Origin of the sequence: Methylobacterium fujisawaense (genome assembly GCF_039619325.1) — a bacterium.
GTDB lineage: Bacteria > Pseudomonadota > Alphaproteobacteria > Rhizobiales > Beijerinckiaceae > Methylobacterium > Methylobacterium fujisawaense.
In genome coordinates this window covers 6470327-6494273 of record NZ_CP155000.1, presented here as the reverse complement: position 1 = coordinate 6494273, position 23947 = coordinate 6470327, and the positions used below count along the sequence as shown (strand labels likewise).

At 70.4% G+C, this 23947-nt stretch carries 23 protein-coding genes; 15 read left to right on the top strand and 8 right to left on the bottom strand.

Features of this window, described 5'->3' with window-relative positions:
• The first annotated feature begins 100 nt into the window (after window positions 1-100).
• From metX to cysC, 4 genes are all read left to right on the top strand, one after another.
• Window positions 101-1306: a homoserine O-acetyltransferase MetX gene (metX, locus tag ABC766_RS30985; protein WP_043355903.1), complete on the top strand. Its 1206-nt coding sequence runs from the start codon at window positions 101-103 to the stop codon at window positions 1304-1306.
• A gap of 17 nt (window positions 1307-1323) precedes the next feature.
• The gene (metW, locus tag ABC766_RS30980) at window positions 1324-2073 is read left to right on the top strand and encodes a methionine biosynthesis protein MetW (RefSeq protein ID WP_345820318.1); all 750 of its coding nucleotides are present in this window, start codon (window positions 1324-1326) and stop codon (window positions 2071-2073) included.
• Window positions 2074-2597: 524 nt separating this feature from the next.
• Window positions 2598-3719 (top strand): hypothetical protein, encoded by a 1122-nt coding sequence (locus tag ABC766_RS30975; RefSeq protein ID WP_287089924.1) that lies wholly within the window; start codon window positions 2598-2600, stop codon window positions 3717-3719.
• A gap of 82 nt (window positions 3720-3801) precedes the next feature.
• Window positions 3802-4449, top strand: a complete 648-nt coding sequence (cysC, locus tag ABC766_RS30970) for an adenylyl-sulfate kinase (RefSeq protein WP_345822857.1) — start codon at window positions 3802-3804, stop codon at window positions 4447-4449.
• 138 nt (window positions 4450-4587) lie between these two features.
• On the opposite strand, the gene ABC766_RS30965 is transcribed toward cysC, so the two are convergent.
• Genes ABC766_RS30965 through ABC766_RS30955 form a run of 3 tightly spaced genes read right to left on the bottom strand, consistent with a single transcriptional unit; the run spans window position 4588 to window position 6941 of the window.
• Window positions 4588-5931 (bottom strand): sensor histidine kinase, encoded by a 1344-nt coding sequence (locus ABC766_RS30965; protein ID WP_345820317.1) that lies wholly within the window; start codon window positions 5929-5931, stop codon window positions 4588-4590.
• Window positions 5928-6596 carry a response regulator transcription factor gene (locus ABC766_RS30960; protein WP_043355909.1) on the bottom strand — a complete coding sequence of 223 codons (669 nt, stop codon included), beginning with the start codon at window positions 6594-6596 and terminating at the stop codon, window positions 5928-5930. Before ABC766_RS30960 ends, ABC766_RS30965 begins: the two co-directional genes overlap by 4 nt.
• A gap of 12 nt (window positions 6597-6608) precedes the next feature.
• A complete protein-coding gene (locus tag ABC766_RS30955; RefSeq protein ID WP_043355911.1) occupies window positions 6609-6941 on the bottom strand; it encodes a PepSY domain-containing protein in 333 nt (110 codons plus the stop codon).
• A 114-nt stretch (window positions 6942-7055) separates the two neighbouring features.
• Here ABC766_RS30955 and ABC766_RS30950 point away from each other — a divergent pair, with 114 nt between their 5' ends.
• Window positions 7056-7646, top strand: a complete 591-nt coding sequence (locus ABC766_RS30950) for a thermonuclease family protein (RefSeq protein WP_345820316.1) — start codon at window positions 7056-7058, stop codon at window positions 7644-7646.
• Between the two features lie 127 nt (window positions 7647-7773).
• Window positions 7774-8022 (top strand): hypothetical protein, encoded by a 249-nt coding sequence (locus tag ABC766_RS30945; protein ID WP_345820315.1) that lies wholly within the window; start codon window positions 7774-7776, stop codon window positions 8020-8022.
• Between the two features lie 200 nt (window positions 8023-8222).
• Here the strand turns inward: ABC766_RS30945 and ABC766_RS30940 are convergent, their stop codons facing one another.
• Window positions 8223-9209, bottom strand: coding sequence for a catalase family peroxidase (locus ABC766_RS30940; RefSeq protein WP_043383032.1), 987 nt, complete (start codon window positions 9207-9209; stop codon window positions 8223-8225).
• Window positions 9210-9458: 249 nt separating this feature from the next.
• Window positions 9459-11819, bottom strand: a complete 2361-nt coding sequence (locus ABC766_RS30935; RefSeq protein ID WP_345820314.1) for a transglycosylase SLT domain-containing protein — start codon at window positions 11817-11819, stop codon at window positions 9459-9461.
• Between the two features lie 200 nt (window positions 11820-12019).
• Between ABC766_RS30935 and dapA the strand changes: the two genes are divergently transcribed.
• The 3 genes from dapA (at window position 12020) to ABC766_RS30920 (ending at window position 14122) form a co-directional block, all read left to right on the top strand.
• Complete coding sequence (dapA, locus tag ABC766_RS30930; RefSeq protein WP_043383024.1) at window positions 12020-12919, top strand: 4-hydroxy-tetrahydrodipicolinate synthase; 900 nt, start codon at window positions 12020-12022, stop codon at window positions 12917-12919.
• Between the two features lie 11 nt (window positions 12920-12930).
• Window positions 12931-13404 carry an SsrA-binding protein SmpB gene (smpB, locus tag ABC766_RS30925; protein ID WP_043355930.1) on the top strand — a complete coding sequence of 158 codons (474 nt, stop codon included), beginning with the start codon at window positions 12931-12933 and terminating at the stop codon, window positions 13402-13404.
• A gap of 148 nt (window positions 13405-13552) precedes the next feature.
• A complete protein-coding gene (locus ABC766_RS30920) occupies window positions 13553-14122 on the top strand; it encodes a peroxiredoxin (protein WP_345820313.1) in 570 nt (189 codons plus the stop codon).
• A 4-nt stretch (window positions 14123-14126) separates the two neighbouring features.
• Here the strand turns inward: ABC766_RS30920 and ABC766_RS30915 are convergent, their stop codons facing one another.
• From ABC766_RS30915 to rpoZ, 3 genes are all read right to left on the bottom strand, one after another.
• Entirely contained in the window at window positions 14127-14765 is a 639-nt protein-coding gene (locus ABC766_RS30915; protein WP_043383019.1) for an NYN domain-containing protein, read from the bottom strand.
• Window positions 14766-15119: 354 nt separating this feature from the next.
• Window positions 15120-17375: a RelA/SpoT family protein gene (locus ABC766_RS30910; RefSeq protein WP_043355937.1), complete on the bottom strand. Its 2256-nt coding sequence runs from the start codon at window positions 17373-17375 to the stop codon at window positions 15120-15122.
• A 202-nt stretch (window positions 17376-17577) separates the two neighbouring features.
• Entirely contained in the window at window positions 17578-17988 is a 411-nt protein-coding gene (rpoZ, locus tag ABC766_RS30905; RefSeq protein WP_010685409.1) for a DNA-directed RNA polymerase subunit omega, read from the bottom strand.
• 305 nt (window positions 17989-18293) lie between these two features.
• Between rpoZ and fabD the strand changes: the two genes are divergently transcribed.
• The 6 genes from fabD to ABC766_RS30875 all read left to right on the top strand — a co-directional run bounded on the left by fabD (window position 18294) and on the right by ABC766_RS30875 (window position 23928).
• A complete protein-coding gene (fabD, locus tag ABC766_RS30900) occupies window positions 18294-19238 on the top strand; it encodes an ACP S-malonyltransferase (RefSeq protein WP_043355941.1) in 945 nt (314 codons plus the stop codon).
• A 17-nt stretch (window positions 19239-19255) separates the two neighbouring features.
• Window positions 19256-19993 (top strand): 3-oxoacyl-[acyl-carrier-protein] reductase, encoded by a 738-nt coding sequence (gene fabG / locus ABC766_RS30895; protein ID WP_043355943.1) that lies wholly within the window; start codon window positions 19256-19258, stop codon window positions 19991-19993.
• Between the two features lie 332 nt (window positions 19994-20325).
• Window positions 20326-20565, top strand: coding sequence for an acyl carrier protein (locus ABC766_RS30890; protein WP_007559070.1), 240 nt, complete (start codon window positions 20326-20328; stop codon window positions 20563-20565).
• Window positions 20566-20748: 183 nt separating this feature from the next.
• On the top strand, window positions 20749-22008 hold the full coding sequence (gene fabF / locus ABC766_RS30885) for a beta-ketoacyl-ACP synthase II (protein ID WP_043383014.1): 1260 nt from the start codon (window positions 20749-20751) through the stop codon (window positions 22006-22008).
• A 158-nt stretch (window positions 22009-22166) separates the two neighbouring features.
• Window positions 22167-23717: an anti-phage dCTP deaminase gene (locus ABC766_RS30880; protein WP_345820309.1), complete on the top strand. Its 1551-nt coding sequence runs from the start codon at window positions 22167-22169 to the stop codon at window positions 23715-23717.
• On the top strand, window positions 23710-23928 hold the full coding sequence (locus ABC766_RS30875; protein ID WP_345820308.1) for a hypothetical protein: 219 nt from the start codon (window positions 23710-23712) through the stop codon (window positions 23926-23928). The genes ABC766_RS30880 and ABC766_RS30875 overlap by 8 nt, the downstream gene beginning before the upstream one ends.
• The last annotated feature ends 19 nt before the right edge of the window (window positions 23929-23947 follow it).

The following is a 23947-nucleotide window of genomic DNA, read 5'->3' as shown; positions in this document are numbered from 1 at the left end:
CCTCCGCAGGGCTGGCCGCGTCGGGCGAGTGCGGCGCGTCTGGCGGCACGATGCTCTCCCGGTTCGGATCCGAACGGATACACGGTCGTCGCGACCCGCCATGGACACCCAACCGGACACGGCCCTGAGGCCGGACCCGATCGACGAGCCGGCACGGCGCGCGTCCGAGCGCTCGCAGGCGCTCGACCCGAAGAGCCCGGTGGCGCGGTTTTCCGCGGACACGCCGCTGCTCACCGATGCGGGCATCGAACTCGCCCCGTTCCAGATCGCCTACCAGACCGCCGGCACGCTCAACGCCGCGCGCTCGAACGCGGTCCTCATCTGCCACGCGCTCACCGGCGACCAGTATTTCGCCCACACCCACCCGGTGACCGGCAAGCCCGGCTGGTGGGAGACCCTGGTCGGCCCCGGCAAGCCGATCGACACGGACCGCTACTTCGTCGTCTGCTCGAACGTCATCGGCTCCTGCATGGGCTCCACCGGGCCGGCCTCGATCGACCCGGCGACGGGGCGGCCCTACGGGCTGAACTTCCCGCTGGTCACGATCCGCGACATGGTCCGCGCCCAACTGATGCTGCTGGAGCACCTGGGCATCCACGACCTCTTCCTGTGCATCGGCGGCTCGATGGGGGGGATGCAGGTGCTGCAATGGGCGGCCCTCTATCCCGAGCGCGTCTTCGCCGCGATGCCGATCGCCACGGGCCCCCGCCATTCGGCGCAGAACATCGCCTTCCACGAGGTCGGCCGGCAGGCGATCATGGCCGATCCGGCCTGGGCGGACGGGCGCTACCTCGAGGCGGGCACGCGGCCCGCCAAGGGCTTGGGCGTCGCCCGGATGGGCGCGCACATCACCTATCTCTCCGAGCCGGCGTTGCATCGCAAGTTCGGCCGCCGCTTCCAGGGCGGATCGGCGCCGACCTTCTCGTTCAACGCCGACTTCCAGATCGAGAGCTATCTGCGCCACCAGGGCCTGAGCTTCGTCGAGCGGTTCGACGCCAACGCCTACCTCTACCTGACCCGGGCGATGGACTATTTCGACCTCGCCGAGGACCATGGCGGCGTGCTCGCCAACGCCTTCCGGGGGACGAAGACGCGCTTCTGCGTGATCTCCTTCACGTCGGACTGGCTGTTCCCGACCCGCGATTCCCGGGCGATCGTCCATGCGCTGAACGCCGCCGCGGCGCCGGTCGCCTTCGTGGAGGTCGAGAGCGACAAGGGCCACGACGCCTTCCTGCTCGACGAGCCGGCGATGTTCTCCGCCGCCCGCGGCTTCATCGACGCCGCCGCCCGGGCGCGCGGCCTGTGAGCGGCGGGTCCGGCAAGATGATGTTCGGCAAGCTGCCCCTGGGCAAGCACGCCCTCGGCAAGCACGCCCTGGGCAAGCATTCCCTCGGACAGGCCCCGCACGGCGCACCCTGGGAGAGCGCGGACGCCCTCCCCCATGCCGGCGAGGGCAACGGCGCCCGGGTCGACCATATCGTCGTGCTCGGCCTCGTGCCGGCGGGCGCCCGGGTCCTCGACATCGGCTGCGGCGACGGCTCGCTGCTGGCGCTGCTGCGCGACCGCCGGGGCATCGACGGGCGCGGGATCGAATTGTCCCGCGAGGGCGTGAATGCGTGCCTCGCCCGGGGTCTGTCGGTGATCCAGGGCGACGCCGACACCGACCTCGCCAACTACCCGGACGGCGCCTTCGACGTGGTGGTCCTGTCCCAGACCATCCAGGCGACCCGCAACCCCCGGGTGGTGCTGGAGCACCTGCTGCGCATCGGCCGGCAGGTGATCATCTCGTTCCCGAATTTCGGGCACTGGCGCGTGCGGTCCGAACTCGCCTTCCGCGGGCGCATGCCGGTCACCGAGATCATGCCGGACGCGTGGTGGGAGACCCCCAACATCCACCATTGCACGATCCGCGACTTCGTCGGCCTGTGCCGCCTGATCGGCGCGCGGATCGAGCACGCGACGGCGCTCGACGCCCGCGGCAGGCCGATGCGGTTCTCCATGCCCTGGTGGGTCTGGAACCTGTTCGGCGCGCAGGGCGTGTTCCTGCTCCGCCGCGAGGACGCCGGAAGCTAGCGCCGCTCCCGATCGCGTCGCGATGGTCTGGATGGACGGCGATTCCGGTCGAGACAGTCACACCCTGCCCCCTCTCCCGTGCGGGAGAGGGTTGGGGTGAGGGACTGGACGTTTCGAGGTCGAGCGCGCCATCAAGGCTCGGCCAGAGGACGCCTCGTCCGGACAGACCTGATCCCTCACCCTGTCCCTCTCCCGCGCGGGAGAGGGGACCCGCGCCTCGCGCGGCATGGGCCCGGCGATTGCTTCCGTCCCAACCCGATCGGGAGCGGCTCTCGCATCGCGCTGCTGTCCGGGCGGTGAGGGGCGCCGCACGGCGCCTTCCGGCCCGGCGATGCCGCTGTCGGTCCGAAATAGAGCAGAAACGGAGCTTGGCTATTTCTGGTCGCGTTCCCGTGATCGGACCGTGATTACGGATTCGTTTGGCGTTTTCCCGAGACGTGCGCGTCCACGAGGGGTCGTGGACTGTGTCCGGCTGTGCGGAAGACTTGCCGCAATCACGAAATCCAGCAGGGTCGACAGGACACGTGCGCCGCGCGATCGTTCACATCGGGATGCCGCGAACCGGCTCCACTGCGTTTCAGGAGGTGCTGGCCCGCCTGCGCCCCCGCCTCGCCTCGGTCGGGATCTGTTACCCGAACCTCGCCCCGCCGGGCGCCCCCGGCAGCGACGACGTCAATCACTACCGGCTCGGCCAGGCGCTGGACCGCCGCCGCGGCGCCGCGGAGCGCCGCGAGGCCCTCGCGCGGCTCGACGCGATCCTCGCCGCCACGCCGGCCGACACGGTCGTGCTCTCCTACGAGGATTTTTCCGTCCAGCGCCCGCTCTGGCGCGTGCCCGAGATCCTGTCCGACCTCTTCGCGCGCCGCGGCTTCGCCCTGGAGGCGGCGCTCGTGGTCAAGCCGCAGGGTGAGCAGCTGGCCTCGGCCTATGCCCTGCGGGCTCAGGTCGTCGCCGAGGGCCGCACGTTCCGCGGGTTCCTGCGCTCCGAGGGCGCGTCCGGGCGCTACGACTACGCGGCCCGGCTCGAGCCCTGGCTGCGTGCCGCCGCAGGGCGCGTCACCGCCCTGCCGTACCGCGACCGCCGGTCCGACGCCCCGCTGCTGGCGCGGCTGGTCGACGGGCTCGGCCTGGGCGCGCGCCTCGCGCCGCTCCTCGGTCCCGCCGACCTGGAATACCGCACGAACCGGAGTTCCGGACCCGTCGCGGTCGAGGCGTCGCGCCGCCTGTACCGGCTCGGGGTCCACCGTCAGGTGACCGGGCATCCCCGCCTGCTCGGCCATGTCCTCGACGAGTGGGCCTGGGCGCGGGGGCTCGATGCCGAGCGGTTCCGCGGCGATGCGCCGGACGGTCTGGCCCGCGTCGCGGCGCGCTACGCGGCCGCAAACGCGCGCTTCGCCGCCGCCTGCTGGGGGCAGTCCTGGGACGCGGTCATCGATCCCGCCCCCGCGGCACCGCCGAACGAACTCGCCGCCGGGCCGATCGCGCCGGAGACGGAGGCGGCGGTCGATGCGCTGGTGCGGGCGGCGACGGCGCAGGCCGCCTTCCGGTCCCCGCCCGCGTGGTGGTGGCGGACGGCCCACATCCTGGAGGAATGCCAGGCGCGGCTCGGCGAGGCCGTCGGCTGCCCGGTCTGGCGCGTGCCCTGACGGCCCGCGCCGGCCCCCCGATCCCGTGTCGATGTCCAAAGACCGGCAGCCGCCTCCGCGCACGCTGCCCCAGGCGGTGGATATGTGCGTCTTGCAGAAGATCCCGACCGGCCTCCCTCCGGGCCCCGTGACCTGGCACCCCCTCCAGGCCCGGGAGGCGCGCTGGGCGCGCCTCGGCCAGGTCCCGGTGATCGCGTGGCTCACCGGCCTGTCGGGGGCCGGGAAGTCGACCCTCGCGGTCGAGGCCGACCGGATCCTCGTGGCGGGCGGCCGGCACAGCGCCGTCCTCGACGGCGACAACCTCCGCCACGGGCTGAACGCCGACCTCGCCTTCTCGCCGGAGGACCGCGCGGAGAACGTCCGGCGCACCGCCGAGGTGGCGCGGCTGATGGCCGAATCGGGCGCGGTGGTGATCGTCTCGCTGATCTCGCCCTACCGGGCCGACCGGGCGCTGGCGCGCCGGATCGCCGGCGACATCCCGTTCGTGGAGGTGTTCGTCGATACGCCGCTGGGCCTGTGCGAGGCCCGGGATCCGAAGGGCCTGTACCGGCTGGCCCGCGCCGGCCGCATCCCGGGCTTCACCGGCATCTCGGCGCCCTACGAGGCGCCGGAGCAGCCGGACCTGACGATCACCACGGAGGGCCGCAGCACGGACGCCTGCGCCCGCGCCTTGGGCGCGCGGCTGATGCGGCTGAGCCGGGCCGCCGAGGCGGCGAAGCCGCGGGGGTGAGCGGCGCGACCGGGATCATCCGACGCCGCTCGCGGCCTGTCGAGCGGCGGACGGGCCGACGATCCGAAACCGGGCGCGGGTCCCCTCTCCCGTGCGGGAGAGGGGGCAGGTCGCGCCCGCCAGCGGCTCCGGGTGTCCCTACGCGCCCGGCCAGCTCAGCTCCGCCCGCAGGCCCCCCATCTCCGACCGCCCGAACTCGAGCTGGGCGCCCGCGGCCTCGGCGACGTCGCGGGCGATGGCGATGCCGAAGCCGGTGCCCGGCCGGCTCTCGTCCCAGCGCTGGCCGCGGCCGATGCCGGCGATCGCCGCCGGGCTCATGCCGGGGCCGTCATCCGCGACGGCGAGGCTCGGGCGGCCGGCGATCGTCCCGGTGACGCGGACCCGGCGGTGCGCCCATTTGCGGGCATTGTCGAGGAGGTTGCCCAGCACCTCCATCAGCTCGCCCTCCTCGCCCGGATAGGCGAGGGTCTCGGGCACCGCCACGTTCCATTCCAGGGAGTCGGCCTCCGGCAGCCGGCGCAGGGTCGCGACCAGGCGCTCCGCCACCGGGGCGACCCGGCAGCTTCTCCGGCGCAGGTCGCCCGCGGCGGCGATCCGCGCCCGGGTCAGCGCCCGCTCCACCTGCCCGCCCATGGCCCGCGCCTGCTCGGCGATCTCGGCCGCCAGCGCCGGGTCGGCCGGCCCCGTCCGGCGCGCCAGGGCGTCCAGCACCGCCAGCGGGGTCTTGAGGCCGTGGGCCATGTCGGCGGCGGCGTCGCGGGCGCGGACCAGGGCCCGCTCCTGCGCGTCGAGCAGGCGGTTGAGGTCGGTGACCAGCGGCCGGACCTCCTCGGGGAACTGCTCCGGCAGCCGCGCCCGCCGCCCGGAATGGACCGCCAGGAGCTCCGCCTGCAGCACCCGGAACGGGCCGAGCGCCCGGCGCACGAACAGGCCCATCGCCAGCGTCAGGACGACGAACAGGGCGACGAGGGCCGGGACGAGCAGGCGCAGGAAGGTGGTCCGGCTCGCCGCGAGGCTGCGCCGGTCCTCCGCCACCGCGACCCGCAGCGCGGTCTCGGAGCCCTGCGCGCCGATCTGGACCGGCCGCACCACCGCGATGAGCCGTCCGCCATCGGGCCCGGTCGTGTCGAGGGTGGCGGGGGTCTGCGCACCCGCTCCGGCCCGGCCGAGGTCGAGGCTCTTGTCCCAGAGGGAGCGCGAGCGCAGCAGGTGCGATCCCGCCTCCACCTGCCAGTACAGGCCGCCATAGGGCGTGGCGAAGCGCGGGTCCGGCAGGTCCCGGGACAGCGTCGGCGCCCCGTCCGGCGCGAGGCCGACCCGCCCGGCGATGAGCTTGGCGGTCCGGTCCAGCTCCGCGACGGTGCGGGCGTCGAGCACCCGGTCGAGGATCACCGTGAGGCCGATCCCGGCGAGCACCAGCGCCAGGGCGATCAGGGCGGCCGCCGCGAGGCCGAGCCGGAGGCGGAGGGAGTCGCGCCTCACGATCCACCCGGCCCGGGGACCAGATAGCCGTGGCCCCGCCGGGTCTCGATCACCCCCGGCCCGAGCTTACGGCGCAGGCGCGTCAGGAGCGCCTCCAGGGCGTTCGCCTCGCGCTCGGTCCCGACCCCGTGGAGGTGGTCGAGCAGCTCCCCCGCCGGCACGACCTGTCCCTGGCGGTGCAGCAGGAAGGCGAGGAGCCGGTATTCCAGGGCGGTCAGCTCCGTGGGCCGTCCGTCGACGCTGACCGCGCGGGTGCGGGTGTCGAGCTCCACCGCGCCGACGCGCAGCACCGGCGAGGCGTGGCCGGCGGTGCGCCGCAGGATCGCCCGGAGCCGCGCCACCAGCTCCTCCATCCGGAACGGCTTGACGAGGTAGTCGTCGGCGCCGGCGTCGATGCCCTCGACGCGCTCGCGCCAGCCGTCCCGGGCGGTGAGGATCAGGACCGGCAGGGCGACGTCGGCGGCGCGCAGGCGGCGCAGCACGCCGAGCCCGTCGAGCCGCGGCAGGCCGAGATCCAGCACCATCGCGTCGTAGGGCTCGGTCTCGGCGCGGAACCACGCCGCCTCGCCGTCCGCCACCACGTCGGCGACGTAGCCGGCCATCTCCAGCCCCTGCCGGATGTCGGCGGCGATGCGCGGCTCGTCCTCGACGATCAGGACGCGCACGGCCCGGCCTCCTCAATCATCGTCGTCCTCGTCCAGGATCTTCAGCGTGCCGGCATCGACCTTCACGGTCCGGCGCTTCCCGTCGGCCCCGAGGATGCGCAGCTTGTACAGCCAGTGCCCCTCGTCGTGCTTGAGATCGACCGACACGACGTCCCCCGGAACCGCCGCCCGGGCCGCCTCCAGCACCGCGTCGAGGGGGCGGATCTCGCCCCGCTCCAGGGCCCGGCGGGCGCGGTCGGCATCCTCGGAGGCGTGCAGGGGCCCGCCCGCGAGGGCGGCCAGCAGGCCGAGGGCCAGGACGCGGCCGACGAGGCGGTGGAGGCGGCGGGGCGGGAACGGGCTCATGCGGGCAGCAGGCTTAAGCCGTGCCGCCTGACGGGACGCTGACAGGCGGTGTCAGGGTCGTGGGGCGGCGCTTCGGCACAAGGGCGGCCATAGCCCTTCCGGAGACCTGAGACCATGTCGCTCTTCGTCGGTATCCTCCTCGCCTGCGCGGCCGGCCTCGCCGGCACCCTCCTCTGCCCGGACGACAAGGCCGGCCGCTCGCGCCTGCCGCTCCTCGCCGCGCTGCTGGCGGGCGGCCTGTCCTGGCACGCCCCCGCCCGGGCCGGCGAGATCCTGCGCGGCCCCGCCCAGGTCATCGACGGCGGGACGCTGCGCGTCGGCACCCGCGCGGTCAGCCTGTTCGGGATCGCCGCGCCGGAGGCCGACGCGACCTGCGCGGACGCCCAGGACCGGCCCTACCCGTGCGGCCGGGACGCCGCCCGGGCGCTGGCCGAGCGGATCGGCGGGGCGGCCGTCGCCTGCGAGCCGCGGGGCCATGGGACCGGGGACGCGGCGACGGCGCTCTGCCGGGTCGGCGACGCGGATCTCGGCGCCTGGATGGTGGCGCAGGGCCTCGCCCTGCCCGATCGGGACGTGGCGCCGGATTATGCGGCGGCGGCGGACCGCGCCTGGGGGCGCCGCCTTGGCCTGTGGTCGGGGGTGTTCCAGGATCCCGCCGAGCGGCGGGCCCGGCGCGCCGCCGCGTCTCTCGGCGCCGCCGGGTGACAACCGGCCGACGACCGGCCCTCCCCCGGGAACGCGCCCGGCTGTGCCCGGTTGGACCCGTAGGCCCGTCCGGGGCGCACCTGGAATGGCGCACCTGAAATGGCGCACTTGGACTTGCGGAGGCCCCATGAGGATCCTGAACGCGACAATCCTGCTCGCCGTCCTGCTCACCGGCGCGGCGGCCGCCGCCGAGGGGCAAGGCGGCAAGGCCGACGGACGCACGGATGCCGGCGCGTCCACGACCAGCATGGGTGCCGGCGGCCTCAGCGGCACGGGGGCCATCCGGGACGGCGCCCGCACGGGCTCGGTCGAGAGCAAGGGGCGGACCGGGGACGCGAAGGCGCCGCCCGCCCCGGCGGACGGGACGAGCCGCTGATCCGGGGCGGATCGAGGGGGGCGTCCGCCCACCCCCGGACCTTATCCTGAGGTGACCGCGTCAGCGGGCCTCGACGGCGGGCTCCAGGGATCGCGCGACGGGCCGGAGGCCGCCTTCGGGGCCGTTTTCGGGGCCTCCGCCGCGCTCCGGCACCGCAGCATGAGGCCGCGGGTCCGGGATCCCCATCCGGCCGGGCCGCCCTACTGCGAGCGGCGGCTGAACGAGACCGCGTAGGCCTGGACGCGGGCATCGATCAGCGGATCGTCCGAGACCTCGATCCCGTCGGTCAGGTTGTTGGGCATGAACAGCAGCGCCTTCTCGGCCTCGGCGCTGTCGGGCACCACCGTGCTCACCGTCACGGTGCCGAGATCGACCGTCTTGCGGTCGTCCGGCCAGGGCTTGGTGGCGTCGTTGGTCGGGTCGCCCGGCTCGGCGAGCTGGGCCAGCATCCTGAATTTCGCCGGCGTCTTGGCGACCCGCGGGCCGATCTCGGCCATCAGGAAGTTCGGATCGCGCTTGGCCGCCTCCTCGGGCGGGAGGATCTCCTCGCCCTCCACGGGCACGAAGCGGAACCGGAACGGCTGCCGCTTGCCGGCGGAATCCACGAAGATGAAGGCGTTGACGCCGTTATAGGTCTGCCGGGCGAGGCTCGACGGGGTCTTGGCCGTGCCACCCGCCGTGGCGGCGGCCGGGTGGGCGGCGGCGAAGCGCTCCAGCGCGGTGGGATGGGCCGCCTTCGGGCCGCTCTCGGCGACGGCCTTCAGGAGGTCGCGGAAGTCCTCGCCCGTGGCGACGGGGAAGTACTTCAGCGCATTGGTGACGACGTCCATCTCCGAGCCGTCGCTCAGCTTGAACTTGAGCGCGAGGCCGTGCGGGTTGGCGTTGGCCGCCCCGTCCGGGATGGTCGGGACGCCGGTGGCGTCCGAGAACCGGATCGTGACCGGCACCGCCGGGCCCTTGAACAGGGAGGCCTTGCTGATCCTGGCCGCCTCGGGCGACGGGGTGAAGCTGCCCTCGGCCACCACGCCCTTGGCGTGGTTGGCCCGCGCCCCGGGATGCTTGCCGAACAGCGTGTTCATCACGTCGATCGTCTGCTCGGCGGTGGAGGCCTCCTGGGCCAGGGCCGGAGCGCCGGCCGCGAGCACGGTGCTCAGCAGCAGGGCGAAACCCAATCTCGGATGCAGCATGGGGATCCTCTCGGCGGTGCGGGCTCTCGGGAGCCGGTCAAGGCGGACCGGCCCATCTTCTAGGGAGCCAAGCACGGGAGGCACAACCAAAAGCTATGCCGCGGCGGAGCGGAATGCGGGAAAATCGAGTGTCGGTATCGGAGGGCCGCGGCGCGAACGGGAGAGTCTCGTGGGTCGATCGGGTGTCGACTCTCCGCGCGCCGTGATGGTCAGCCGCGTGCCGGAGGGGGCGCGCCTCATTCCGGGACCCTACCGCGCCCCACGGTGGAGGTCGCCGTCGATCAGCAGGGCGCTGCGGCTGTCGAGCCGCGAGCGGTAGACCTGCAGGTTCTCCATCACCCGCTGCACGTAGTTGCGCGTCTCGGTGAAGGGGATGCGCTCCACCCAGTCGATCACGTCGACGTCGCCCCGGCGCGGGTCGCCGTAGGCGTCGATCCACTTCTTCACGTTGCCGCCGCCGGCATTGTAGGAGGCGAAGGCGAGCACGTAGGAGCCGCGCCAATCCTCCATCAGCTCGCCGAGATGGGCTTGGCCGAGCTTCGCGCAATAGGCGGGATCGCTGGTCAGGCGGTCGACGTCGAACGCGGCCGAGACCCGGCGGGCGGTGCGTTGCGCCGTGGCCGGCATCATCTGCATCAGGCCCCGCGCCCCCACGCCCGATTGCGCCCGCGGGTCGAACTGGCTCTCCTGCCGGGCGATGGCGTAGACCATGGCCCGCTCCACCTGCGGCACCGCCGTGAAGGTCTCGTAGGTGGGGATGCCGATCGTCGGGTAGGCGTGGGCGTCCAGCGGCAGGCCGCGCTGCACCGCGAGCTTGCCGATCGCCACCAGGGCGCGGGGATCCTTCATGTCGGTGGCGAGGTCGCCGAGCGCCTGGAGCTCGCGCGGGTCGGAGAGGTCCCGGGCGGCGTCGATGTAGAGCGGCAGGGCCAGCTCCTTGATCCCGGCCTCGCCGAGGAGGCGCAGGGCGCGGATGGAGAGCCGGCCCTCGAAGGCCTGCCGTTCGGCCCCCTCGAGGTCCGCGGGCGCCCGCAGGGGCAGGCTCGTCTGGCCGAGCCGCGCCCGGGCCACCTGGCCGTAATAGGCGATCGGCTGGAGGGCCGCCCGCTCGTAGAAGCGCTTCGCCTCGTCCTTTTGCCCGAGCGCCTCGGCCGCCCGACCCTGCCAGTAGGCGGCCCGCGCCAGCGAGATCGGGCTCTCCGCGACCGTGGCCATCCGGGCGAAGTGCTGCGCGGCGCTCGCCGGATCGCCGGCGAAGCGCAGGGCGATCCAGCCGGCGTGGAACTCGGCCTCGATCCGCTTCTCCGGGCTGCGCGCCGCCGGGGCGCTGGCGACCGCGTAGGCGGTCTTGGCATCGCCGAGGTCGAGGAGCTTGCGCGCCACGATCCGGCGCTCGATCCACCACTCGTCGCCGTCGACCAGCACGTCCGGATTGGTCGGCGCCGTGGCGAGCACGGCGGCGGCGGCCTCGGGCTTGTCGGCCCGGCGGAAATACTGTGCCCGGGAGAAGATGTAGGAGGCGTCCCCGCGCAGGGACGGCGGCACCGCGGCGAGCGCGGCCGCGGCGCCGGAGGACTTGTCCTCCACGGCCCGGCGGGCGCGCACGAGGCTGGCATAGCCACCGCCCGCGTAGCCGGCCGCCCGGCCGGCGCTCTCCCAATCGTCCTTCAGGAGCGCCCGCTCCATCCGGTAGCGATGGTCGATCCGGGTGAGCACGTCCGGGAAGGCGTCGAGCACCTTGGCCTCCAGGCTGCGCCCGAAGCTCTCGGTGCGCCAGAGGTCGCGGACCATCTCGGCGGCGTCGGCCTCGCAGCCCTCGGCGCGCAGCGCCAGCGCCAGGGCGAACTTCCCCGGCGCGCTGGCCGGCTTCGCCGTGGCGAAATAGGCCCGGACGATCGCGGGGGATTTCCGCTCGGAGAGCAGCGCCTCCTCGGCCCGGCGGCGCAGCAGCGGGCCGGCCGGCCAGTCCGGATTGGCCCGGACGAAGGCGACCGTGCGGTTGAAGCCGATCCCGGCGCCCGCGCGGATCGCCACCCATTCGAGCAGCGCCTTCGCGGCCGGATCGGTGAAGGTGTCGCGCATCCGGTCGCCGTCCGCGACCCGGCCCTTGCGGTAGAGGTCGATGGCGCCGCGCAGCAGCGTCGGGTCGGTGTCGCCGGAGATCTTCGGCCGCGCGGGATCGGGCACCTCGGGCACCGGGGCCGCCGGGGTGACGGCGGCGTCGGGCAGCGGGAAGGCCACCGGGGCATCCGGGTCGGCGGAGGCGTAGGCCGAGGCCGCGGCCGGCAGCGGCCGTGCGGGTTCCTCGCCCTTGTCGTCGCCGCCGGAGGCGTGGACCGGGTCGAGCTTCAGGGCATCGGCGGCGACCGGGTCGGCGGCCTTCACGGCCTGCATGCCCTGGACCTGGCCGGTGGGGAGGAGCGCGTCGCTCGCCGGCGGTGTGGGTTGCGAGGCCGGGGACTGCGAGGCTGGGGGCTGCGAGGCGGGGGGCGTCGCGGACGGCTTGGGGCCGACCGGGCCGGCGAGCGCGACGCCGACGGTGGCGACGAGCGCCGCGGCGGCGAGGGACGTGCGCTTCGAGGCCGGATGCGAGGCCGCGGATCGGGTCACGATTCCCCCCTTCTGATCACCGGAACGGGAAAGGTCGAGGATGAGGCCGCGACCATTAAGATCGCGTTAACCGTCGCGACGATCTGTTTGCGCGCCGTGGCGCGACCGCCTATGTCTGCCCGTCCGCGCCCGTACGATGCGGACCGCGTGCGGCGCCGAGACCGCCGAAATCCCAACTGGGACCCTTTGGGACGCCTGAGATGACCGAGATGACCGGGAGCCGCCTGCGGGGCTCGCTCACCGCGCTTGTGACGCCCTTCCGCGACGGGGCCTTCGACGAAGCCGCCTTCCGGAAATTCGTGCGCTGGCAGATCGAGCAGGGCAGCCACGGCCTCGTGCCGACCGGCACCACCGGCGAGAGCCCGACCCTCACCCATTCCGAGCACGACCGGGTGGTCGAGGCCTGCATCGACGAGGCGGGCGGGCGCGTGCCGGTCGTGGCGGGTGCGGGCTCCAACTCCACCGCCGAGGCGGTCGAGCGGGCGCAGCACGCCGAGCGCGCGGGGGCCGACGCCGTCCTCGTGGTGACGCCGTACTACAACAAGCCGACGCAGGCGGGCCTCTACGCCCACTTCAAGGCCGTCAACGATGCGGTCGGCATTCCGATTATCATCTACAATATCCCGCCGCGCTCCGTCATCGACATGAGTGTCGAGACGATGGCCCGGCTCTTCGAATTGAAGAACATCGCCGGCGTGAAGGACGCGACCGCCAAGATCGACCGCGTCAGCCAGCAGCGACAGGCCATGGGTGCGAGCTTCATCCAGCTTTCAGGCGAAGATGCGACGGCGCTCGGCTACAACGCCCAGGGCGGCCACGGCTGCATCTCGGTGGTGGCGAACGTCGCCCCGCGTCTCTGCGCCGACCTCCAGGAGGCGACGCTGTCGGGGGACTACGCCAGGGCGCTGACCCTCCAGGACAAGCTGTTCCCGCTCCAGACCGGCCTGTTCGCCGAGGCCAACCCGGCTCCGGTGAAGTACGCGCTCGCCCGGCTCGGCCACATGCAGGAGGAGCTGCGCCTGCCGCTCGTGCCGGTGACGGAGCCCACGAAGCGCATCGTGGACGACGCCCTGCGGCATGCCGGGCTCCTGGTCGACTGAGAGGCACCCGCATGGCCCCGAAACCGGAGCCCAGCCGGCGGATCGTCGCCGACAACCGCGCCGCGCGCTACCACTACACCATCGAGGACACCCTCGAGGCCGGCATCGCGCTGACCGGCACCGAGGTGAAGTCCCTGCGCGGCGGCAAGGCGACGATCGGCGAGGCCTATGCCGGTCCCTCCGGCAACGACCTGATGCTGTTCAACGCCTACATCCCGGAATACCTGGAGGCGAACCGCTTCAACCACGACACCAAGCGCCCCCGCCGGCTGCTGCTGCACCGCCGCCAGATCAACAAGCTGATCGGCGCGACCCAGCGGCAGGGCTACACGGTGGTGCCGCTCAAGATCTACTTCAACGACCAGGGGCGGGCGAAGGTCGAGCTGGGCCTCGGCAAGGGCAAGCAGGCCCACGACAAGCGCGAGGCGGTGAAGGAGCGCGACTGGCAGCGCGACCGGGCCCGGCTGCTGCGCGACCGGGGCTAGGTTCCGGGCCTAGGTTCCGGGGCCGGCGTGTCTGAGCCGGATGCGCCGGGGGCGCGGACAGGATCGCCTTGGCGACGATCCCGCGCCGTCGCATGATCCCGCCTCCGCCGGTGCGGCGGCCCGGACTCGCGCATACGAGGTGCGGCCCATGCCATCCAGCCACGACGTCCTGCCCGACGACCTGCCCGTTCCCGTCGACGACGGCGCGGCCGCCCATCTCCGCGGGATGCGCCTGCCCGACGTGGCGCTCACCGCAACGGATGGACGCACCGTCTCGCTGGCGCGGCTCTCCGGGCGCACGGTCGCCTACGCGTATCCGCGCACCGGCGAGCCGGGGAAGCCCGGCCTCACCCCCGACTGGGACGCGATCCCGGGTGCCCGGGGCTGCACGCCGCAGGCCTGCGATTTCCGCGACCACCACGCCGAGCTGAAGGCCCGGGGCGTCGCCCAGGTCTTCGGCCTCTCGACCCAGACGAGCGCCTACCAGCGGGAGGCGGCCGAGCGCCTGCACCTGCCCTTCCCGCTCCTCGCCGACCCGCACCGGGCCTTCGCCATCGCGGCGCGCCTGCCGGTCTTCGAGGCCGGCGGCGCGGTGCTGCTGCGCCGCCTGACCCTGGTGATCGACGACGGCGTGGTGAGCGCGCTGTTCTACCCGGTCTTCCCGCCGGACCAGAGCGCCCGGCAGGTTCTCGCCTGGCTCGACCGGCCGGGCGCCTGAGGGCCTACTCCTCGGCTTCCGGCTGGCGGATGCCGTAGCGGTTCTCCAGGCCCGGGTTCGTCCGGCCCTCCCCGCGGTAACGGCTCGGCGCCTCGCCGGGCGCCCGGACCGGACGCTCGCCCGGATCGCGCCCGATCCGGCCCGCGAGGCTCGCGAGGTCGACGAACTCGTCGGCCTGCCGCCGCAACTCGTCGGAGATCATCGCCGGCTGGGTCTGGATCGTGGAGATCACCGTCACCTTGACGCCCCGCCGCTGCATCGCCTCGACCAGCGAGCGGAAATCGCCGTCGCCCGAGAACAGGATCATGTGATCGATATGCGTGCTGAGTTCGAGGGCGTCGATCGCCAGCTCGATGTCCATGTTGCCCTTGTACTTCCGCCGGCCCATCGAATCCGTGAACTCCTTCACGGGCTTGGTCACGACGCGGTAGCCGTTGTAGTCGAGCCAGTCGATCAGGGGGCGGATCGATGAATATTCCTGATCCTCGATCATGGCGGTATAGTAAAAGGCGCGCAGAAGGTTCTCGCGCGATTGAAATTCCTTGAGCAGCTTCTTGTAATCGATGTCGAAACCGAGGGCCTTGGTGGTGGCATAGAGATTGGCGCCGTCGATGAAGATGGCGCTGCGTTGGGTTGTGGGCATGAACAGGTCAGATCCCGGAAAATCGTGGGTGACAGGAAATCGTCTAATCAAACGGCCAGGGTCCGCCGACGGCGGCTGGCCGGGGCGGTGCTCCGCGATCGGGGGCGCCAAGCTTTGCAATCCAGCGCGTAACGACGCGGTCCGTGTGCGTGCGGCCGCCGCTCTGGCGACTGGACCATTCGTTTCAAACGCGTCCGTGTCAAGCAGAGCACGGAGATGTGCGGCTCTGGAAACCTGGATCAATGGCTCGGGTGATTGATCGAATGGGCTTCTGCGCTGAAGAAAGAGGTTTACGGAAGTCGATCCCGTAAACCTCAGATGCGTCGGGGCCCGGCCGTGCGCGGGCACCCGGCCTCAGCCGTTCACGCGCTCCACGCTGTTGACCGGGCGCTTGCCGCGCAGCTCGGCGATGATCGCGTTGAGATGCTGGAGATCCCAGACCGACAGGTCGATCGTGATGTCGGTGAAATCCTGGGTGCGCCGCTTCATCGAGATGTTGTCGATGTTGCCGTCGTGGTCGGCGATCACCTGGGCGATCTGGGCGAACACGCCCGGCTCGTTGATCGACTTCAGCGCCAGCCGGGCGGGGAAGCGCTCGCCGCCCAGCGCCTCCGTGTCCCAGCGGACGTCCAGCCAGCGCTCCGGCTCGTTGTCGAAGGCGGCGAGGGCCGCCGACTGGATCGGGTAGACGGTGACCCCGACGCCGGGGGTCAGGATGCCGACGATGCGATCCCCCGGGACCGCGCCGCCATTCGGCGCGAAGGTCACGGGAAGGTCGCCCGCGAGGCCCCGGATCGGGATCGCGTCGCTGCGATCCTCGGCGCCCTCCTTGCCGTCGGCGCCCTGGAAGGTGAGCCGCATGGTCTGGTCGGCCGAGCGGACCAGCCGGCCGGCGCCGTTGGCGGCCCCCTGCGCGGGGGACGGCCGGCGCTCGTCGCGGTGGTCGGGATAGACGGCGCGGACGACGTCGCCCGAGAACATCTCGCCCCGCCCCACGGCGGCGAACACGTCCTCGGTGGTGGCGCGGGCGAGCCGCGGCAGGGCGCCGCGCAGCTTGTCCTCCGAGAAGGTCTTGGCGGCGCGCTCGAAGGCCCGGTCCAGGATCTGGCGGCCGAGGCCGGCATATTGCCGGCGCACGGCGGCCCGGGTCGCCCGCCGGATCGCCGCCCGCGCCTTGCCGGTCACGACGAGCGATTCCCAGGCGGCCGGGGGCGAGGCGCCGTCGGAGCGGCTGATCTCGACCTCGTCGCCGTTGGCGAGTTCGTGCAGAAGCGGCGCCATCCGGCCGTTGATCTTGGCACCCACCGCCGTGTTGCCGACGTCGGTATGCACGGCGTAGGCGAAGTCGATCGGCGTGGCCCCCCGCGGCAGGGCGATCAGCCGGCCCTTCGGGGTGAAGCAGAACACCTGGTCCTGGAACAGCTCCAGCTTGGTGTGCTCCAGGAACTCCTCCGGGCTGTCGCCCTCGGCGAGGAGTTCGATGGTCCGGCGCAACCATTGGTAAGCGCCGCTCTCGCCGGCGAGCCGCGGATGCACGCTGCCCTCGGCGCGTCCCGGATCCTTGACCAGCTCGGCGCCGACTTCCTTGTAATGCGCGTGGGCCGCGATGCCGTATTCGGCGATGTCGTCCATGGCGCAGGTGCGGATCTGCAGCTCGACGCGCTGGCTCTTCGGCCCGATGACCGTGGTGTGGATCGAGCGGTAATCGTTCTGCTTCGGGGTCGAGATGTAGTCCTTGTAACGGCCCGGAACCATCGGCCAGCTGGTGTGGACGATGCCCAGCGCCGCGTAGCATTCCTGCACGGTGTTGACGACGACCCGGAAGCCGAAGATGTCGGAGAGCTGCTCGAAGGCGACGGACTTGCGCTCCATCTTCGACCAGATCGAGAAGGGCCGCTTCTGCCGGCCGCTCACCTCCGCGGTGATGCCTTGCGCGGCGAGCTTCTCGGTGAGCACCTGCGCGATGGTCTCGACCACGCTCTCCGACTTGGCGGTGAGCCGCGCCAGCCGCTGCGTGATGGTGGCGTAGACCTCCGGCTCCAGGTTGCGGAAGGCCAGATCCTCCAGCTCCTCGCGCAACTCCTGCATGCCCATGCGGCCGGAGAGCGGCGCGTAGATGTCCAGCGTCTCCTGCGCGATGCGGTGGCGCTTGTCCTCCCGCATGTGCTGGAGGGTGCGCATGTTGTGCAGGCGGTCGGCGAGCTTGACCAGCAGCACGCGCACATCCGCCGCCACCGCGAGCAGCAGCTTGCGGAAGTTCTCGCCCTGCGCCGCCTGCTTGGAGACGAGGTCGAGGCGCTTGAGCTTGGTCAGGCCGTCGACCAGGGCGCCGATCTCCGGCCCGAACAGCCGGCGGATCTCCTCCAGCGTCGCCTCGGTATCCTCCACGGTGTCGTGCAGGACCGCGGCCACGATGGTGGCGTCGTCGAGGTGGAGGTCCGTGAGGATCGCGGCGACTTCGAGGGGATGGGCGAAGAACGGGTCGCCCGAGGCGCGCTTCTGCGTGCCGTGCGCCTGCATGGCGTACACGTAGGCGCGGTTGAGCAGCGCCTCGTCGGCGGCCGGATTGTAGCGCTTGACCCGCTCCACGAGCTCGTACTGGCGCATCATCCGCCGGGACGGGGCCGGGGCTTCCTGGGTCGTGCGTGGGGTCGGGATCACGCGCGATTGTTCCGCAACCGCCGGGCCGGCGCCAGCCCCCGGCGGGGGAAAACCCTCCGGCGCCGGGCCGGCCTCGGAACGAGAGAACCCGGCGTCTCCGCCGGGTCCGGTCTCGGTCAGGTCGTGCGCATCCAGGCCCACGGTGTCCGGCTCACTCGCCCTCGTCGTCGGTCTCGACCGGCGGGGCGAGGTTCTCGAGGCCGCGGAGCAGATCTTCCTCGCTCATGCGGTCGAACTGGACCGCCGCGTCGTCGCTGGAGGACTGGGGCGCCACCGCGGCGGCGGCCGGCGAGCTCGACAGCAGCGGCACGGTCTCGGCCTCCGGCTCGTCCACCTCGACGTATTTCTGCATCGAGTGGATCAGCTGCTCCTTGAGGTCGTCGGCCGTGATCGTCTCGTCGCCGATCTCGCGCAGGGCCACGACGGGGTTCTTGTCGCGGTCGCGGTCGATGGTCAGGGGGGCGCCGGCGGCCAGGAGGCGGGCCCGGTGGCTCGCCAGCAGCACCAGCTCGAAGCGGTTCTCGACCTTCTCGATGCAGTCTTCGACGGTGACGCGCGCCATGCGGGGCGGCTCCTTGGGCTTGAGCGACGGAAGATGTCGGGTATGGCGCCACTCTACACCGGATGCCGTTGTGCAACAAGCACAGCGGGTTGCGCCGGGCGCGCCTCCGGCGAGCGCTGCGGGCCGGGCGCGCCGAGGCCCGGGTGCGGCGTCGGTGCGGCGGCTGTGCGGCGTCGGTGCGGCGTCATGGTGCGGCGCATTGTTGACACCCACGGCCGCGGGTGCGAGTGCGCGCCCCATTCCAGAGTTTCGGCCGACACGGGCGGCGTTCGCGCGCCGAAAGGTGCCGGCGATCAGGACGCAACATGCGCGCACTCATCTTTCCCGGCCAGGGCAGTCAGGCGGTCGGCATGGCGCGGGACCTCGCGGAGGCCTTCCCGCAGGCCCGGGCCGTTCTCGACGAGGTCGACGCCGCCCTGAACCAGAACCTGTCGCGGCTGATGTTCGAGGGGCCGGTCGAGGAGCTGACCCTCACCGCCAACGCCCAGCCGGCCCTGATGGCGGCGAGCCTCGCGGTGCTGCGCGTGCTGGAGGCCGAGCGCGGCCTCGACCTCGAACGCGACGTGGCCTGCGTGGCCGGCCATTCGCTGGGCGAGTACGCGGCCCTCGCGGCCGCCGGCAGCCTCACGATCGCGGATGCCGCCAAGCTGCTGCGCCTGCGCGGCGAGGCGATGCAGGAGGCGGTGGCGCCGGGCGCGGGCGCCATGGCGGCGCTGATCGGCACCGATCTCGACTCCGCCCGATCCGTCGCCGAGGCGGCGGCCGACGAGGCCGGCGGCGGCGCGGTCTGCGACGTCGCCAACGACAACGGCGGCGGCCAGGTGGTGCTCTCCGGCGACCGGCCGGCCGTGGAGCGCGCCATCGGCATCGCCACCGGCCGCGGGATCAAGCGCGCCGTGATGCTCAACGTCTCGGCGCCGTTCCACTGCCGCCTGATGGCCCCGGCCGCCGAGGCCATGGCCCGGGCGCTGGCCGCCGTCGCCCTGAAGGCCCCGCGCGTCACCCTCTACGCCAACGTCGCGGCCGCCCCGGTCTCCGATCCGGAGGCGATCCGCACGGCCCTGGTCGAGCAGGTCACCGGCACCGTGCGCTGGCGCGAGAGCGTCGCCGCCATGGCGGCGACGGGCGTCGACCGGTTCTACGAACTCGGCGCCGGCAAGGTGCTGACCGGCCTCGTCAAGCGCATCGCCCCCCAGGCGAGCGCCACGGCGGTCGGCACGCCCGCCGACGTCGCCGCCTTCGCGCTCTGATCCGACAGGAGCCCCGCATGTTCGATCTCACCGGCCGCAAGGCCCTCGTCACCGGCGCGACCGGCGGCCTCGGCCAGGCGATCGCCCGGGCGCTGCACGCCCAGGGCGCCACCGTGGCGCTCTCGGGCACGCGGCCCGCGGCCCTGGAGGCGCTCGCCGCCGAACTCGGCGAGCGCGCGAGCCCCGTCGCCGCCGACCTGTCCGACAAGGACTCGGTGGAGGGCCTCGTGCCGGCCGCCGAGGCCGCGATCGGCCCGCTGGACATCCTCGTGAACAATGCCGGCATCACCCGCGACAACCTGTTCATGCGGATGAAGGACGAGGAGTGGGAGCAGGTGATCGCCGTCAACCTCACCGCCGCCTTCCGCCTGTCGCGGGCCGCCGTGAAGGGCATGATGCGCCGCCGCTCCGGGCGGATCGTCAATATCGGCTCGGTGGTCGGCAGCACCGGCAATCCCGGCCAGGGCAACTACGCCGCCGCCAAGGCCGGCCTCGTGGGCATGACCAAGGCGCTCGCCGCCGAGGTCGCCTCGCGCGGGATCACGGTCAACTGCATCGCCCCGGGCTTCATCAGCTCGCCCATGACCGACGCCCTCAACGAGAAGCAGCGCGAGGGCATCCTCGCCCGCGTGCCCGCCGGGCGGCTCGGCGAAGGCTCGGAGGTGGCGGCGGCCTGTCTCTACCTCGCCTCCGCGGAGGCGGCCTACGTCACCGGGCACACGCTGCACGTGAATGGCGGTATGGCCATGTACTAGTGTGCGAAGACCGGTCTCGAACCGGCGACGATCGCGCGCGAATCACCCCCTCCGACACGCAAGTGCCACACCCATGAAGGCTTTCTGAACGGGCCCTCGCCAGGGCGGGAACCCTGTGCTACCACGCCCCGCAGCCGTACAGGGGGTTGACGGTTCAGCGGGTTTTCAGTCCAAGGCCCTCCGGCGGGGGCGTCCCGGCTCACGCGCCGGTTCACCTCAGAAGCACGCGCGATCGGACACCGGCCCGTCACAACAAGCCCGCAAGGGCGCGACGCGGCCACGGCACCACCCCGAGAAGACTGACAGACCAAAAGGACGAGGACGGAAGACCGATGAGCGATATCGCTGAGCGCGTGAAGAAGATCGTCGTCGAGCACCTGGGCGTGGAGCCCGAGAAGGTGGTCGAGAGCGCCAACTTCATCGACGACCTCGGTGCCGACAGCCTCGACACGGTCGAGCTGGTCATGGCCTTCGAGGAGGAGTTCAACGTCGAGATCCCGGACGACGCTGCCGAGACCATCCAGACGGTCGGCGACGCCGTGAAGTTCCTGGAGAAGAACTCCGCCGCCTAAAGGCGCCGGGGACCGGGTTTGACGCGGCGCGGGTGAGGCGAAACAGCCCCCGCGCCGTTATGCGTTTCAAGGCTCGGAGGCGTGACGGGTCCCGCCGGGACCGATTCCGCCGCCGAGGGCGTTAGGACGATGCGCGACCGCGGCTCTGCCGGCGGGGCTGCGCCTCAAGACGGGACAGGGCACATGCGGCGGGTGGTGGTCACGGGTCTGGGGATGGTCACGCCGCTCGGCTGCGGAGTGGAGCACACCTGGAGCCGGCTGATCGCGGGCGACAGCGGCGCCGGCCCGATCCGCGGCTTCGAATCCGCCGACCTGCCCTGCCGGATCGCCGCGCAGGTCCCCTTCGGCGACGGCACCGACGGCACCTTCAACCCCGACCTCGTGATGGAGGTGAAGGAGCAGCGGAAGGTCGATCCGTTCATCGTCTACGCGATGGCGGCGGCCGACGAGGCCCTCAAGGATGCCGGCTGGGCGCCGAAGAGCCACGAGGACCAGTGCGCCACCGGCGTGCTGATCGGCTCCGGCATCGGCGGCATCGGCGGCATCTACGACGCCTCCGTGACCCTGCACGAGAAGGGGCCCCGCCGGATCTCGCCGTTCTTCATCCCGGGCCGAATCATCAACCTCGCCTCCGGCCAGGTCTCGATCGCCCACGGCCTGAAGGGCCCGAACAACGCGGTCGTGACGGCCTGCTCCACGGGCGCCCACGCCATCGGCGACGCGAGCCGCCTGATCGCGCTCGGCGACGCCGACGTGATGGTGGCGGGCGGCGCCGAATCGCCGGTGAACCGCCTCTCGATCGCGGGCTTCTCCGCCTGCCGGGCGCTGACCACGGGCTTCAACGACACGCCGGAGAAGGCCTCCCGCCCCTACGACCGCGACCGCGACGGCTTCCTCATGGGCGAGGGCGCCGGCATCGTGGTGCTGGAGGAGTACGAGCACGCCAAGGCCCGCGGCGCGAAGATCTACGCCGAGGTGGTGGGCTACGGCCTCTCGGGCGACGCCTACCACATCACCTCCCCGTCCCCGGACGGCGACGGCGCCTTCCGCTGCATGAGCGCCGCGGTGAAGCGAGCCGGGATTTCGCCGTCCGAGATCGGCTACATCAACGCCCACGGCACCTCCACGCCCATGGGCGACGAGCTGGAGCTGAAGGCCGTGGAGCGCCTCCTGGGCGACGCCGCCGCGAACGCCACCATGTCGTCCACCAAGAGCTCGGTGGGCCACCTGCTGGGCGCGGCCGGCTCGGTCGAGGCGATCTTTTCGATCCTCGTCCTGCGCGACAACGTCATCCCGCCGACCCTCAACCTCGACAACCCCTCCGTGCAGACCCAGATCGACCTCGTGCCGTTCGAGGCGAAGCGGAAGCGGGTAGATGTCGTGCTGTCGAATTCTTTTGGCTTCGGCGGGACGAATGCGTCGCTGGTGATGCGGCGAGTATAAAATTGTTTGATTTGGTGGAGAATTATTTTATCAGCTGGGCGGCGGCCACATAAAAATTTGTCCGGCATCGCCAGCGATGTGCCTTGAACAGAACTCTTGCGCTAAAGCTGACTCAAGCTTAAGTTGTTTTTCTGCGTATTTTCGTGCGGAAAATCAACGTGAGCGAGATTTATCGGCCGGAGCTTATCTTTTGCCTTTGTGCGGCTTCTGGCACTGATACTAATGCGGTGGTAGCCGCACTAAGTACAGAACTAAGGGATGTCGGGTACAATCCGCACGTCATCAGGCTCAGTGCTCTGATGAGGGAAATCCCTGGATGTGAAATACTGAAATCAATTAAATTTGAAGATCTTCGAATAAGAAGAAGTATGGAGGCGGGCAATCGCATCCGAGAGGCGGTCGGCTTCAATGACGCCATGGTTCGATTGGCAATTACAGAGATAAGCAAAATTAGACAAGAGATCGAGGCCGGCAGCGGCGGCGTCCCATTGGAAAGTAATTGCTTTATAATTTCTTCTTTGAAGAGGCGGGAAGAAATTGATACATTAAGGGCGCTTTATGGCCAGAGAGTTTTCCTGATCTCTATCTATGAGAACGCTGAGCGTCGGATCGAGAATCTAAGCAATAAAATCGCTCGCAGCAGAAATAATTCTGATTTTGATGCATTCAAATCTCGTGCCAAGACGCTTTCGGATATTGATCGAAAAGAGTCTTCTTCCGTGAGGGGGCAGCGTCTCGAAGATGTTTATCCGACGGCGGATGTATTTTTTCGTTCAAGGGATAATTTGCGTGAAGATGTCAGAAGATTTATACAGTTGCTATTCGGCGCTCCTTTTATAACTCCTAATATTGATGAATTGTTGATGTTTCATGCGCGTTCTGCCGCGCAAAGATCGGCCGATCTATCTCGGCAGGTCGGAGCTGTCATAGCTACAAAGAGCGGCGAGATCCTTTCGACGGGATGTAATGAAGTGCCGAGAGCTGGTGGAGGTGTGAACTGGGACGATGTATCTGGCAGTGACGCTGATTATAGAGACTACAAGATAGGTCAGGATGCAGCTGCTGCGGCAAAGAAAGAGATAGTTTCAGATATATTTGAAAAATTGAAAAAAGCCAAGTGGCTGTTGTTAGAAAAACAGTCCATGAGTTCTGACGAGCTTGCGCAGGTCGCGCTTTTCTCAGAAGAAAAGCCACTATCGAGCGCTATGGTCTCAAGTATACTTGAGTTCGGCCGCATTGTTCACGCGGAAATGGCTGCGATATGTGATGCGGCGCTGCGCGGTATCTCACTGAGACAGTCAACGCTTTATTGTACTACTTTTCCATGCCACATGTGCGCGCGACACATAATCGCATCAGGTATAGAAAGAGTTGTTTACATCGAGCCGTATCCAAAAAGTCGCGCGAAAAAATTATATAAACAGGCAATCTCAGTCGACGATGATCGAGATGCGGAAACTGATGCCGTAAAATTTTCCTCGTTTGTAGGAGTGGCCCCCTCAAGATTCCTAGATCTTTTTGAAATGGTTCCAAGAAAGGATGCTCAAGGCTACGCACGCGATCCAGGGGCGCCGAGTCGTGGTATCCCCAAGGGAGTTGCGCGAGGGTCATTGTCCGCGGAACTAGAGGCAGAGTACATTAGTACTGTCAGCCAGACTGATTGGTCAAAAATTGCCCCTATATCAGGCGAGGACTGTTTCGATGGATGAGCATAGAAACAAGTCCAGTCTGCTAGCGCATGCTGACCAGATTGCGGGTAGAACGTCAAATTGGCCAGAAGCAAAGAAGAATTTTGCTCGCCGAGCGACAAGTTCAATTGTTTCTCCTATGCCTCAATCTATCGATGTCGGGCCGCATTCTCTGCGCCCAAGTGATTTTATTAATAGAATGGATATCGGGCTGATCAAGATTAAGGTGTGAAATCAAAAGGTGTGCCGTT

What these genes read in the sequence shown, in the direction of transcription:
- metX (WP_043355903.1), top strand. Translation starts at nt 101, where the DNA reads ATGGACACCCAACCGGACACGGCCCTGAGGCCGGACCCGATCGACGAG.
- metW (WP_345820318.1), top strand. Translation starts at nt 1,324, where the DNA reads ATGATGTTCGGCAAGCTGCCCCTGGGCAAGCACGCCCTCGGCAAGCAC.
- cysC (WP_345822857.1), top strand. Translation starts at nt 3,802, where the DNA reads ATGTGCGTCTTGCAGAAGATCCCGACCGGCCTCCCTCCGGGCCCCGTG.
- ABC766_RS30955 (WP_043355911.1), bottom strand. Translation starts at nt 6,941, where the DNA reads ATGAGCCCGTTCCCGCCCCGCCGCCTCCACCGCCTCGTCGGCCGCGTC.
- ABC766_RS30950 (WP_345820316.1), top strand. Translation starts at nt 7,056, where the DNA reads ATGTCGCTCTTCGTCGGTATCCTCCTCGCCTGCGCGGCCGGCCTCGCC.
- ABC766_RS30945 (WP_345820315.1), top strand. Translation starts at nt 7,774, where the DNA reads ATGAGGATCCTGAACGCGACAATCCTGCTCGCCGTCCTGCTCACCGGC.
- ABC766_RS30940 (WP_043383032.1), bottom strand. Translation starts at nt 9,209, where the DNA reads ATGCTGCATCCGAGATTGGGTTTCGCCCTGCTGCTGAGCACCGTGCTC.
- dapA (WP_043383024.1), top strand. Translation starts at nt 12,020, where the DNA reads ATGACCGAGATGACCGGGAGCCGCCTGCGGGGCTCGCTCACCGCGCTT.
- smpB (WP_043355930.1), top strand. Translation starts at nt 12,931, where the DNA reads ATGGCCCCGAAACCGGAGCCCAGCCGGCGGATCGTCGCCGACAACCGC.
- ABC766_RS30920 (WP_345820313.1), top strand. Translation starts at nt 13,553, where the DNA reads ATGCCATCCAGCCACGACGTCCTGCCCGACGACCTGCCCGTTCCCGTC.
- ABC766_RS30915 (WP_043383019.1), bottom strand. Translation starts at nt 14,765, where the DNA reads ATGCCCACAACCCAACGCAGCGCCATCTTCATCGACGGCGCCAATCTC.
- ABC766_RS30910 (WP_043355937.1), bottom strand. Translation starts at nt 17,375, where the DNA reads ATGATGCGCCAGTACGAGCTCGTGGAGCGGGTCAAGCGCTACAATCCG.
- rpoZ (WP_010685409.1), bottom strand. Translation starts at nt 17,988, where the DNA reads ATGGCGCGCGTCACCGTCGAAGACTGCATCGAGAAGGTCGAGAACCGC.
- fabD (WP_043355941.1), top strand. Translation starts at nt 18,294, where the DNA reads ATGCGCGCACTCATCTTTCCCGGCCAGGGCAGTCAGGCGGTCGGCATG.
- fabG (WP_043355943.1), top strand. Translation starts at nt 19,256, where the DNA reads ATGTTCGATCTCACCGGCCGCAAGGCCCTCGTCACCGGCGCGACCGGC.
- ABC766_RS30890 (WP_007559070.1), top strand. Translation starts at nt 20,326, where the DNA reads ATGAGCGATATCGCTGAGCGCGTGAAGAAGATCGTCGTCGAGCACCTG.
- fabF (WP_043383014.1), top strand. Translation starts at nt 20,749, where the DNA reads ATGCGGCGGGTGGTGGTCACGGGTCTGGGGATGGTCACGCCGCTCGGC.
- ABC766_RS30875 (WP_345820308.1), top strand. Translation starts at nt 23,710, where the DNA reads ATGGATGAGCATAGAAACAAGTCCAGTCTGCTAGCGCATGCTGACCAG.